This is a genomic window from Pseudomonas sp. A34-9 (assembly GCF_029543085.1).
In the GTDB taxonomy this organism is placed as follows: domain Bacteria; phylum Pseudomonadota; class Gammaproteobacteria; order Pseudomonadales; family Pseudomonadaceae; genus Aquipseudomonas.
Genome location: NZ_CP119967.1, coordinates 4,662,995 through 4,675,300 on the forward strand (window position 1 = coordinate 4,662,995; position 12,306 = coordinate 4,675,300).

Here is a 12,306-nt window from a genome sequence, read left to right on the forward strand (position 1 = left end):
GGCGCGCAGACATGGTTAAGCCTCGGTGGATGCTTGCTTGTAGTTGTAGCCGATCGGGTGCGGCTGGTTGCGCGCCTTGGCCAGTTCGATCTGCTTCTGCCGATCGATGGCGCTGCGGCGGGTTTTCTCGCTGAGCTTGTCCCAGCAATGTGGGCAGCTGATACCGGCCACATAGTGCTCGGAGGCGCGATCTTCAACACTGACCGGCGTGCGGCAGGCATGACATTGATCGTAGTCGCCTTCGCTGAGGTCGTGACGCACGGTCACGCGATTGTCGAACACGAAGCAGTCGCCCTGCCACTTGGTTTCTTCCTGCGGCACCTCTTCAAGGTACTTCAGGATGCCACCCTTGAGGTGGTAAACCTCTTCGAAGCCCTCGCCGAGCATGTAGCTCGAGGCTTTCTCGCAGCGAATGCCACCGGTGCAGAACATCGCGACCTTCTTGTGCACGGCCGGGTCGAAGTGTTCTTTGATGTAGTCGGGAAATTCGCGAAAACTGGTGGTTTTCGGATCGATGGCGCCTTCGAAGGTGCCGATCGACACTTCATAGTCGTTGCGCGTATCGATCAACAGTACTTCCGGGTCGCTGATCAACGCGTTCCAGTCCTGCGGCTCGACGTAAGTACCGACCTTTTTGTTCGGGTCGACGCCTTCGACACCGAGGGTGACGATCTCTTTCTTCAGTTTCACTTTGGTGCGATAGAACGGCTGTTCGTCGCAGTACGACTCTTTGTGATCGATATCGATCATGCGTGGGTCGTTCTTCAGCCAGGCGAGCAGTCCGTCGATGCCTTCGCGGCTGCCGGAAACCGTGCCGTTGATGCCTTCTTCGGCAATCAGCAGGGTGCCTTTGATCTGGTTGTCGACCATCGCTTGCAGCAGGGGCTCGCGCAGGTCAACGTAATCTTCGAGGGTGACGAACTTATACAGTGCCGCCACGACAATCGGTTGTGTCATGGGTATTTCTCCAGGTGGCTACCCTCGCAAAGGGTGAACCGGATTCAAAAAAAAACGCGCCGGGTGAGCGGCGCGTTGCGGATTCTAGCAAAAAACCGAAGCTTAATGCTTGCTGCCGCCGGCACAGGTTGGCGACGCCGGGGCGGCGCCGATCTCTGCCCATTCCTGCGGGGTGTAGGTGTGCAGCGCCAACGCATGGAACTCGCCCATCAGCTCGCCGAGCGTGCCGTAGACTTTCTGGTGGCGCTTGACCCGGTTCAGGCCGTCGAACTGCGCGCTGACTACCACGGCCTTGAAGTGCGTCTGTAACCCGCGACTGTGCATGTGGCTTTCGTCCAGCACTTGCAGGTGCTCCGGCTGAAGCAGGGCCAGCGTCGATTCGATGCGTTGTTGCATGGTCATCACGAACTCCGCTTACTTCTTCTTGGCCGGCGCAGCAGCGCCTTTCGGATCCAGCTCTTTGGTCATGTCGTCGAGCAGCTTGTTGACGACAGGTACGGCGCTTTCCAGTTTGGCCTGGGTCATCTGGGCCGATTGCTGAGTCAGCTGCGGCATTTTTTCCAGGACTTTCTTGCCCAGTGGCGACTGGTAGAACGCGACCAGGTCTTTGAGCTCGGATTCGCTGAAGTTAGTGGTGTAGAGCTTGACCATGTCAGGCTTGAGCTTGTTCCAGCCGATGGCCTGGTCGAGCGCGGCGTTGGCCTTGGCCTGGTAGGTTTCCAGTACGGCTTTCTTGGCTTCCGGGGCTTTGGTCTGTTCAAAACGCTGAGCGAACATTTGCTGCACTTGCATGTACACCGGAGTGCCCAGCTTGTCAGCGTGCGCCAGGGTCAGGAAAGCTTCAGCACTGGCGTTGTGGCTGGCGGTATCGGCAAGCACCTGGCCGCTGGCGCAAACCAGTGCAACCGCGGTGCAGATGGCACGAAGACGAGTCATCGAGTTTCCTTTTCAGCTAGGCGAGGTAAAACCCCAAGGGCGACCATTCTGCGCCTAAAAAACCTCGTGGCTCAACCCCCGAGCCTTGCCGCGCTTGATTGGCGGGGTTTTACCGGTCAACAATCGGATCGAGGGAACCACCTGGGCCCGACCGGGCCTAAACTGCGCAAACAGACCAACAGGAGTGTGCACGATGAGCCGTATCGAAACCGACAGCCTGGGCCAGATCGAAGTCCCGGACGACGCCTACTGGGGTGCTCAGACGCAACGCTCGCTGATCAACTTCGCCATTGGTCAGGAACGCATGCCGCTGCCGGTCCTGCATGCCCTGGCCCTGATCAAGAAAGCCGCCGCACGGGTCAACGATCGTAACGGCGACCTGCCCGCCGACATCGCCCGCCTGATCGAACAGGCCGCCGACGAAGTGCTCGACGGCCAGCACGACGACCAGTTTCCACTGGTGGTCTGGCAGACCGGCAGCGGCACCCAGAGCAACATGAACGTCAACGAAGTGATCGCCGGTCGCGCCAACGAACTGGCCGGCAATCCACGCGGCGGCAAGACGCCGGTGCACCCCAACGATCACGTCAACCGCTCGCAAAGTTCCAACGACTGCTTCCCCACCGCCATGAGCATTGCCACCGCGCAAGCCGTGCAGGAGCAACTGCTGCCGGCGATTGCCGAGTTGTCCGGCGGCCTCGCCGAACTGGCGGCGCGGCACATGAAACTGGTGAAGACCGGGCGCACGCACATGATGGACGCCACGCCGATCACCTTCGGTCAAGAATTGTCCGGTTTTATCGCGCAGCTGGATTACGCCGAACGGGCTATTCGCGCGGCACTGCCGGCGGTGTGTGAACTGGCTCAGGGCGGTACCGCGGTCGGGACCGGTTTGAATTCGCCGCACGGTTTTGGTGAAGCGATTGCCGCCGAACTGGCGGCGTTGTCCGGCCTACCCTTCGTCACTGCACCGAACAAGTTCGCCGCCCTCGCCGGCCACGAACCACTGACCAGCCTGTCGGGTGCACTGAAAACCCTCGCCGTGGCGCTGATGAAAATCGCCAACGACCTGCGTCTGCTCGGCTCCGGCCCACGCGCAGGGTTTGCCGAAGTGCGGCTGCCGGCGAATGAGCCGGGCAGTTCGATCATGCCAGGCAAGGTCAACCCGACCCAGTGCGAAGCGCTGTCGATGCTGGCCTGTCAGGTACTGGGCAACGACGTGACCATCGGCATAGCCGCGAGTCAGGGTCACTTGCAGTTGAACGTGTTCAAACCGGTGATCATCCACAACCTGCTGCAATCGATTCGCTTGCTTGCCGACGGTTGCAGCAACTTCCAGCAGCACTGCATTGCCGGACTGGAGCCTGACGCCGAAGTCATGGCCCGGCATCTGGAGCGTGGGTTGATGTTGGTGACGGCGCTGAACCCGCACATTGGTTACGACAAGTCGGCGGAAATCGCCAAGAAGGCTTACAGCGAAGGGCTGACCTTGCGTGAGGCCGCGCTGGAGCTGGGTTATCTGACTGACGAACAGTTTGATGCGTGGGTTAGGCCGGAGAACATGATCGAGGCTGGCGCCAAGGGTTAAAAGCAAAAGATCGCAGCCTGCGGCAGCTCCTACAGGGTGGAATGCGTTCCAATGTAGGAGCTGCCGCAGGCTGCGATCTTTTGATCTTCAGGCCATACGCATCCGTCGCGCCTTGAGCCCCGCAATCAACGAAGGCCCCAACGCCACCAGCGCCGAGCCCAGTACCACCAGCACCGCACCACCATAACCCAGACCATTGATCTGCTCGGCATGCACATACTCCGGCCAGACCCCGGCCGCAATCGCCACCGCACCAAACGTCACCAATGGCGTAATCGCCAACGTCGCACTGACCCGCGACGCCTCCCAATGCGCCAGCGCTTCAGCGAACGCGCCATAGGCAATCAGCGTGTTCATGCAGCACGCCAGCAGCAGCCAGCCCTGCAAGGGACTCAGACTCAGCGCTTCGAGCGGATGCACCCACGGCGTCAGCAACAGTGCGCAGAACAGGTAGATCACCATCATCACCTGCAACGAATTCCACACCGTCAGCAATTGCTTTTGGCCCAGCGCATAGAAGGTCCACACCGTCGACGCCAACAGCACCAGCAAAACCCCTGCGGTGTAATCCGACAGTGAGGTCAGCAATTCGGCCAGCCGCTGATTGAAGAACAACACAAAACCGATCAACAGCACCGCCAGACCAATCCCCTGGCCGATACTGAAGCGCTCCTTGAACACAAACAGGCTGGCGATCAGCAACATGATCGGGCCCATTTGCACCACCAGTTGCGCGGTGCCGGGGCTGAGCAAATTCAGACCCATCAGGTACAACACGTAGTTGCCGACCAGCCCAAGTACCGCCATCAGCACCAGCCAGCCACCTTTGGGTCCCAGTACTTTGCGACTCGGCAGGCGTTTCACCGCCGCCAGATAGATGAAGAGGCAGCCGCCGGACACCAGCAGGCGAAACCAGGTCACCGTGATCGGGTCCATCACCAGCAACACTTGTTTGAGTTTGATCGGCAGGATGCCCCACAGAAACGCGGTCAGCAGCGCCAGGAACAGACCGTAGACCCAGCGACCGGATGAAATGTGCATGGAAACCCCAAAGCCTGCTGACAAGTGCGCCCATTCTAGGCGCGCCATGGGTCGACACACAGGGACAGTTAAGGCCAGGACGCGAATGAAACTGTGCAGGTCGCAGCATTAAATTGACGCGTTGCCGTTGATCGGCTGGGCAGGCGCGCCAAGTACTTCAGGCATAAGCTCATTGGATCCCTTTCAGCGCATCAGCCAAGGAGACCGCTCATGTTAGGAATGCGCGCCCAGGACAACGCCCCCGCCATGCGCTTTCGCAGCGACCGGGTGTGCCGGGTCAATGGCGAACTGTTTTTCAGCACGCGGGAAAATACCCTTGAGGGGCCTTTCGACAGTCCCGAGCAGGCTGAGCAGGAAATAAAGGCTTATATCGCGCGGATGCAGCTACAGGATTCCAACCGGACACCCAGCTGATGCCATCGCGAGCAGGCTCACTCCTACAGGGGAACGCATTCCAACTGTAGGAGTGAGCCTGCTCGCGATAGCAATCCACCAGTCTACAAAACTCTTCCTGCCTTAACGCACCGCCTCAAACAACCCCGTCGCGCCCATCCCCCCGCCCACGCACATGGTCACGATGCCGTAACGCACATTACGCCGCTGCAACTCACGCACCAGATGCCCGACCTGCCGCGATCCGGTCATGCCAAACGGGTGACCGATGGAAATCGAGCCGCCATTGACGTTGTACTTTTCGTTATCAATCTCCAGCCGATCACGGCTGTACAGGCACTGCGAAGCGAACGCCTCGTTCAACTCCCAAAGATCGATATCCGCCACTTGCAAGCCCTTGGCCTTGAGCAGTTTCGGCACCGAGAACACCGGGCCGATGCCCATCTCGTCCGGCTCGCAACCGGCCACGGTGAAACCACGGAAAAACGCTTTCGGCTTGAGGCCCAGCTGCAACGCTTTCTCCAGGCTCATCACCAGTGTCATCGACGCACCGTCGGACAGTTGCGACGAGTTGCCCGCCGTCACCGAACCGTCCTCGGCGAATACCGGTTTTAGTCCAGCGAGACTTTCATAGGTGGTGTCCGGACGGTTGCAGTCGTCGCGGTCGACGACGCCATCGAGAATCTGCACCTCACCGGTGTTCTTGTCCTCGACACGATACTTCACCGCCATCGGCACGATTTCATCGTTGAACAACCCGGCGGCCTGCGCCGCCGCCGTGCGAATCTGACTCTGCAGCGCATAACGATCTTGCGCTTCACGACTGACGCCATAACGGCGCGCCACCACTTCGGCAGTCTGGCCCATCGTGTAGTAGATGCCCGGCGTCTGCTGCTTGAGCACAGGGTTGATCAGGTGATCGGTGTTGACGCTTTTCATCGTCAGGCTGATCGACTCGACACCGCCGGCGACGATGATGTCGCTGCACCCCGAGGCAATCTGGTTGGCGGCAATCGCGATCGCCTGCAAACCCGACGAACAGAAACGATTGAGGGTCATGCCGGCAGTGCCGGTACCCAGACGCGAGAGCACCGCGACGTTACGGCCGATGTTGTAGCCCTGCGCGCCTTCGTTGGAGCCGGCGCCGACGATGCAATCCTCGACGCTGGCCGGGTCGATGTCGTTGCGCTCAAGCAGGGCGTTGACGCAATGGGCCGCCATGTCATCGGGACGGGTCTGGTTGAACTTGCCGCGAAAGGATTTGGCCAGGCCAGTCCGCACGCTGTCGACGATCACCACTTCACGCATGGCATACCTCATTGTTGTAGTCAGTTGAGAGTGGACCTGAGCATAAGTCCACCCGATTACCGACCGCGACAATCATTCACCCCGCGTATGCGTGCCCATCGCTTCAGTCCTTGTGTTTCTTCGCGTGCTTGTCGGATTTCTCGAAAGCTTGCTCCAGTGCACGATTGATCGTGCGCAACACCTTGACCCGCGCCCAGCGCTTGTCATTGGCCTCGACCAGCGTCCATGGCGAGATTTCCGAGCTGGTGCGGTCGACCATATCGCCAACGGCAGCCCGATAGGCATCCCACTTGTCACGATTGCGCCAGTCGTCCTCGGTGATCTTGAAGCGCTTGAACGGGATCTCTTCGCGCGCCTGGAAACGCTCCATCTGCGTGTCCTTGTCGATGGCCAGCCAGAACTTGACCACGATCACTCCGGCGTCCGCCAGCTGCTCTTCGAAATCATTGATCTCGCCATAGGCGCGCAGCCAGTCGGCCGGCGTGCAGAAGCCCTCGACGCGTTCGACCAGCACGCGCCCGTACCAGGAGCGGTCGAACACGGTGAACTTGCCGCGCGCCGGGATGTGCCGCCAGAAGCGCCACAAGTACGGCTGCGCTCTTTCTTCCTCGGTCGGTGCGGCAATCGGCACGATGTTGTACTGGCGCGGATCGAGTGCCGCCGCGACCCGTCGGATCGCCCCGCCCTTGCCTGCCGCGTCGTTGCCTTCGAACACCGCGACCAACGCGTGGCGGCGCATGCGCTTGTCGCGCATCAGCCCGGACAATCGCGCCTGCTCGGTGATCAATTGCTCCTCGTAATCTTTCTTGTCCAGACGCTGAGTCAGGTCGAGGCTGTCGAGCAGGTTCAACTGATCGACTGGCGTGCCCAGCGGCGCGGCGCTGACATCGTGCGGATGAACGTCCGGACGCTTCAACGCATTTTGCAGACCCTCCAGCAGAACCTTGCCGACCGCGAGGCTGCGGTAGTGGGCGTCGACGCCTTCAATCACATGCCACGGCGCGTAATCACGGCTGGTACGGCGCAGCACGCGCTCGCCGTATTTGACGAACTTGTCGTAGGTTTGCGACTGCTGCCAGTCCAGCGGGCTGATGCGCCAGCTGTGCAGCGGGTCATCGGCGAGCGCCTTGAGCCGCGCTTTCATCTGTTTCTTGGACAGGTGAAACCAGAACTTGAAGATCAGTGCGCCTTCATCGCAGAGCATCTTTTCCAGGCGCTCGGCACCGGCAATCGCCTGATCCAGACGCGGATCCTTGAACAAGCCATGCACCCGCCCCTGGAGCATCTGGCTGTACCAATTGCCGAAGAAAATCCCCATGCGCCCCTTGGCCGGGAGCATCCGCCAATAACGCCACGCCGGTGGCCGCGACAACTCTTCATCGGTCTGTTGATCGAAAGTGCGCACTTCGATCAGGCGCGGATCCATCCACTCGTTGAGCAATTTGACCGTCTCGCCCTTGCCCGCACCTTCGATACCGTTGATCAAGATGATCACCGGAAAACGCTTCTGCTGCTGCAGTTCGAACTGGGCTTCGAGCAAGGCTTCGCGCAATGCCGGGACGGCCGCCTCATAGGTGTCTTTGTCGATGGCGTGACCGATTTCAGCGGATTCAAACATGGGACGGCTCCTTCCAGGATTCAGCAAGACTAGCGGATTGGGCACAGCAACGGCGCAGAAATTCCCGCAGGTGGCGGATTGTCCGTGAGTCAGTGAGCGCAAGCCTTGCCATGGATCAAGCAGCACCTGCGCGATCGGCTAGAATGGCGGCCTTGTCGTCGCCGAGCCTGCCATGAAACCTGTATTGCCCCACGCCCAACTCGACTGGGATGACCACGGACGCCCGCGTTCGCGCGTGTTCGATGACGTGTACTTTTCCGACCAGTCAGGGCTGGAAGAAACCCGTTATGTGTTCCTCGAACAGAACCGCCTGGCCGAACGTTTTGCCGCGTTGCCAGCGGATGGGCGACTGGTCATCGGCGAAACCGGTTTTGGCACCGGGCTGAATTTTCTCTGCGCCTGGCAGTTGTTCGAGCAACACGCCGTGGCCGGTGCGCGACTGCATTTCGTCAGCGTCGAAAAATACCCGCTGAGCCCTGCCGACCTCAAGCGTGCCTTGGCACTCTGGCCGGAACTCAAGCCGTTGGCCGATCAGTTGCTGCGCCATTACGTGGCGATCCATGCAGGCTTTCAGCGCATCACCCTGGCCAACGGCCGCGTGACCCTGACGCTGTTGATCGGCGATGCACTGGAGCAACTGCCGCAGCTCGACGCACAGATCGACGCGTGGTTTCTCGACGGCTTCGCCCCGGCGAAAAACCCCGACATGTGGACCGCCGAACTGTTCGTCGAATTGGCGCGACTGGCAGCACCCGGCTCGACCATCAGCACCTTCACCAGCACCGGTTGGGTACGGCGCTTGCTCAACGCCGCCGGGTTCAAAATGAAGCGCACGCCGGGCATCGGCCACAAGTGGGAAATCCTCCGTGGCGAATTTCTCGGCTGGCCAGCGCAGGTGTCGCCACCTGCGGCGGAAAAACCGTGGTTCGCTCGCCCTGCTCCCGCAACCGGGGAGCGTCGAGCGCTGGTGATCGGCGCCGGTCTCGCCGGATGTGCCACGGCGTCCAGCCTGGCCGCGCGTGGCTGGCAGGTCACGTTGCTCGAACGCCACGCAGCCGTGGCGCAGGAAGCCTCGGGCAATCCACAAGGTGTGCTGTACCTGAAGTTGTCCGCCCACGGCACGGCGCTGTCGCAACTGATCGTCAGCGGTTTCGGTTACACCCGGCGCCTGCTGGAAACTCTGCAGCGCGGCACCGATTGGGACGGCTGCGGCGTGCTGCAACTGGCGTTCAATACCAAGGAAGCCGAGCGCCACGCACAATTGGCTGAAGCCTTTCCGGAAGATCTGTTGCAGTGGCTGGATCAGCCCGAGGCGCAGGCCCGCGCCGGGGTCGGCGTGAGCCATGGCGGTTTGTACTATCCAGAAGGAGGTTGGGTGCATCCGCCGGCGCTGTGTAAGGCGCAAGCGGCGCAGCCGAACATCGAACTGCTCAGCCATTGCGAAGCGCTGCAACTGCGCAAGGTCGATGAACAGTGGCAGGCTCTGGACGGAGAACGTTTGCTCGCCAGCGCGCCGGTCGTGGTGCTGGCCGGCGCTGCCGAGATCAAACGCTTTGCCCAGAGTGCCGAGTTGCCGCTCAAGCGCATTCGCGGGCAGATCACGCGCCTCGCCGAAACCGCAGGCAGTCAGACACTGGCCACTGTGGTTTGCGCCGAAGGCTACGTCGCCCCTGCCCGCTTGGGCGAGCACACCCTCGGCGCCAGTTTTGATTTCAACAGCGATGACCTGACGCCGACCTCCGCCGAACACCAAGGCAATCTGGCGATGCTCGATGAGATCTCCAGCGACCTCGTCACGCGCCTGAACATCCGCGACCAGGCAGTCGAAAACCTTCAGGGGCGCGCGGCTTTCCGCTGCACCAGCCCGGACTATTTGCCGATCGTCGGTCCCCTCGCCAATCGCGATGCGTTCCTTGAGGCCTATGCCGCCCTGAGCAAGGATGCCCGGCAAGTGCCAGACATCGCCTGCCCGTGGCTCGACGGTCTGTACGTCAACAGTGGCCACGGCTCACGCGGGTTGATTACCGCGCCACTGTCCGGCGAGCTCATCGCTGCGTGGCTGGACAACGAACCGTTGCCGCTGCCAAGAAGCGTGGCCGAAGCCTGCCACCCCAACCGTTTCGCGCTACGCCGGTTGATTCGCGGCAAGTAATGACTCGGGCATCGCCCAGACCGGCAGAATTTTTTGCAAGGTTTCGGCGGTGTCGAGGTCGCCGGTGGCTTCGAGTAACGTGCTCAAGACCGAGCCTTGAGTCAGCAACAGTCCTTTATTGCGCTTATCGGCCTTTAACTTTATCGCCATCGAACGCCTATAAAAAAACTGAAATCAATTAAAAACTTAAACAAGTTATAAGCTTTAATCACTGACAAAAAACACTCCTGCCCCCACGCGCACAAACTTCCGGCAGCTGTAACAAAGTCCCCAGGATCCGCCTGACGCATATTCCTGAATTGCGACGGCGGTATATACCTATATTTTTCAATCAAAATATTGCTTGCACCGGGTTCCCAACCATCAACTAATCGCGTTATTTTCCTCTACTGAAACCCACTAGGATTAAGACTCTTCTTCTAAATGAGACTTCTCCATGGATACGCCACTTAAAAATCAACCGATTGCTGCAACAGTAAATTTACAGCCGCCGCCCCTGGATCGCTTCATCCACCTATTCAAGAAAGTCGATCCCGGAAAACTTGCTGATTTTCGTAAAGCGATCGATCAAGCGATTCCCTTTCATCATTATTTCGAGTCGCTGGTGAGCAAGTTGGTAAATCTGGACCAATTCTGCAGGATCAGACTGCGGCACGTACTAAGGCAAAAGTACGGCATGCGCTTCAGTGTCGATGACCTTATCAGGCTCGCACCCGCGAACTCGAAAGACCAGACTTCACATACCCTCAGCCTGTTACAGGCGGCCATGTTGAACTTCACCGACGAGGAAGCGGCTGCAGGGTACTATTCAAGTGACAGCGGGACACTGCCCCAACTGCGCAAAACGGCGAATCGGGGGTCTTCGGATCTCAGGATTACCGCGCAGGAATTTGCGGTGTTAAGTCGCGAACTTGATCTCGGTCGCGCCTACCTTACTTACCTTTCCAGAGTATTGAAGGATGCGCGTACCAAACGGCTCGGCGCACAACTGCACAAGCACAATTTTGAACTGTTCGCCTATGAAAAGTACTTCACAAAGCCTCATGGCAAGGACTCTCTAGGTGCAGAATTTCCACCCCACCAGCTTCATGCCCTTGTGCAACTCCTGTACAGCAGAGGGGACATCTATACTGACGATTTATTCTATAACGGTAAAATCCAGCTGCACGCTTTGCAGCTGTTTGGCAAATACACGACAGACGTCACATTGATTACATGGCGCCATTCTACAGAGGCAAAAAAGGACAGCTTTATCCTGTATGTACCCTACGATTCCGGCGACGGCTTTTACAAATCCGAAAGTTCTATCGAATATACAGACCGTTTTATTAATGAGTTTTTTCTAAGGGAGGAGTTTCGGGAATTAATCAAGTCTCAACTACCCATTGCCGAGCAGCATGAGTTTTCTCTGAAAACGTTGGAACACATAAACTCGGAAATAAACTTTATCCCTCTTCAGAAAGGCTTATATCAACATCTGTTTGATCGTTACGTCGACAAGTTTTTCGCTGATGTCAAGGAGTTCGCGGTGCCTGTCGCCAATATCAATGAACCGGCCTATGCCAATCGACGAGAAAAAGCAGCCTTGGGCGAGCATCTCACGCATCTCAAGAGCCCGACCGATGATTTCATCACACGCTTGCGCACTAATCCCACTGATCGACTGCTGGACACCGTATTCGATAGCGTGAACATCTGGCCGGTGACCGAAAAACACCAAGCGCTGGTTCGGTTGTTGGAGCTGAAAAAAACACCGCCCGCCGATAACAATGACAATGGCGAGAAACCGCAGGCGGACGAGGGCACGGCCACTGATTATTTCGAGCAATTCGAACTAACCGGTCAGTCAAGCGGGCAACCGGTCTACCTGAAGAAAAAATCTGCGGTGTCTGAATATGAAGTGAAGCCCTACATCGCCAGTCTGGCTTTAGCACAGGCCAACCTCGATCACTATGAGCACAAAATATACAAATGGGCCGACCGTCACTTCATTAAAGTCGCCGACAGCGTTTTTGAGGTGGAACCTGACCCTCTTGCCTGGCGCGTCTGCCATCCGCTGAATCCGGGCGCTTACCGCCCTCCGGCCGTATATTCGCCCAGTCATGGCTGGAGCGTGCAACACGGCGCGATCGTAAAGCAAAGCACACCGACTGAAGAAGACATTGACAACAAAGCACTTGACGGCTGAGGACCAGAAAACAGCCCCAGCGCCGGACTTATAACTTATCGTTCTAAAACTCCACTTACCGGGGCGGGTCAGTTTCTGAGTGCCCCGCCCTTCTGGCGAGGTGCGGCTTGACCCCTCCCCAACGG

Annotated in this window: 11 protein-coding genes; 4 read left to right on the plus strand and 7 right to left on the minus strand. The window is 58.8% G+C overall.

The window, feature by feature from the left end:
- Positions 1 to 15: 15 nt before the first annotated feature.
- From P3G59_RS20715 to P3G59_RS20725, 3 genes are all read right to left on the minus strand, one after another.
- Positions 16 to 957 carry a rhodanese-related sulfurtransferase gene (locus P3G59_RS20715; protein ID WP_277758772.1) on the minus strand — a complete coding sequence of 314 codons (942 nt, stop codon included), beginning with the start codon at positions 955 to 957 and terminating at the stop codon, positions 16 to 18.
- A gap of 102 nt (positions 958 to 1,059) precedes the next feature.
- Positions 1,060 to 1,359: a BolA family protein gene (locus P3G59_RS20720; protein WP_007908388.1), complete on the minus strand. Its 300-nt coding sequence runs from the start codon at positions 1,357 to 1,359 to the stop codon at positions 1,060 to 1,062.
- 12 nt (positions 1,360 to 1,371) lie between these two features.
- Positions 1,372 to 1,893, minus strand: a complete 522-nt coding sequence (locus P3G59_RS20725) for a DUF2059 domain-containing protein (protein ID WP_016986973.1) — start codon at positions 1,891 to 1,893, stop codon at positions 1,372 to 1,374.
- A 193-nt stretch (positions 1,894 to 2,086) separates the two neighbouring features.
- Between P3G59_RS20725 and P3G59_RS20730 the strand changes: the two genes are divergently transcribed.
- Complete coding sequence (locus P3G59_RS20730) at positions 2,087 to 3,481, plus strand: class II fumarate hydratase (protein WP_277758773.1); 1,395 nt, start codon at positions 2,087 to 2,089, stop codon at positions 3,479 to 3,481.
- Between the two features lie 87 nt (positions 3,482 to 3,568).
- Here the strand turns inward: P3G59_RS20730 and P3G59_RS20735 are convergent, their stop codons facing one another.
- Positions 3,569 to 4,522, minus strand: a complete 954-nt coding sequence (locus P3G59_RS20735; RefSeq protein WP_277758774.1) for a DMT family transporter — start codon at positions 4,520 to 4,522, stop codon at positions 3,569 to 3,571.
- Positions 4,523 to 4,732: 210 nt separating this feature from the next.
- Here P3G59_RS20735 and P3G59_RS20740 point away from each other — a divergent pair, with 210 nt between their 5' ends.
- The gene (locus P3G59_RS20740; RefSeq protein ID WP_277758775.1) at positions 4,733 to 4,936 is read left to right on the plus strand and encodes a DUF6316 family protein; all 204 of its coding nucleotides are present in this window, start codon (positions 4,733 to 4,735) and stop codon (positions 4,934 to 4,936) included.
- Positions 4,937 to 5,038: 102 nt separating this feature from the next.
- On the opposite strand, the gene P3G59_RS20745 is transcribed toward P3G59_RS20740, so the two are convergent.
- The gene (locus tag P3G59_RS20745; RefSeq protein ID WP_277758776.1) at positions 5,039 to 6,223 is read right to left on the minus strand and encodes a thiolase family protein; all 1,185 of its coding nucleotides are present in this window, start codon (positions 6,221 to 6,223) and stop codon (positions 5,039 to 5,041) included.
- 103 nt (positions 6,224 to 6,326) lie between these two features.
- A complete protein-coding gene (gene pap / locus P3G59_RS20750; protein ID WP_277758777.1) occupies positions 6,327 to 7,841 on the minus strand; it encodes a polyphosphate:AMP phosphotransferase in 1,515 nt (504 codons plus the stop codon).
- A gap of 172 nt (positions 7,842 to 8,013) precedes the next feature.
- On the opposite strand from pap, the gene mnmC reads away from it, so the two are divergent.
- Complete coding sequence (mnmC, locus tag P3G59_RS20755; RefSeq protein ID WP_277758778.1) at positions 8,014 to 9,993, plus strand: bifunctional tRNA (5-methylaminomethyl-2-thiouridine)(34)-methyltransferase MnmD/FAD-dependent 5-carboxymethylaminomethyl-2-thiouridine(34) oxidoreductase MnmC; 1,980 nt, start codon at positions 8,014 to 8,016, stop codon at positions 9,991 to 9,993.
- Here mnmC and P3G59_RS20760 read toward each other — a convergent pair.
- Complete coding sequence (locus P3G59_RS20760) at positions 9,967 to 10,143, minus strand: hypothetical protein (RefSeq protein WP_277758779.1); 177 nt, start codon at positions 10,141 to 10,143, stop codon at positions 9,967 to 9,969. The genes mnmC and P3G59_RS20760 overlap by 27 nt on opposite strands.
- A 286-nt stretch (positions 10,144 to 10,429) precedes the next feature.
- Between P3G59_RS20760 and P3G59_RS20765 the strand changes: the two genes are divergently transcribed.
- The gene (locus P3G59_RS20765) at positions 10,430 to 12,181 is read left to right on the plus strand and encodes a DUF6543 domain-containing protein (protein WP_277758780.1); all 1,752 of its coding nucleotides are present in this window, start codon (positions 10,430 to 10,432) and stop codon (positions 12,179 to 12,181) included.
- Positions 12,182 to 12,306 lie beyond the last annotated feature (125 nt).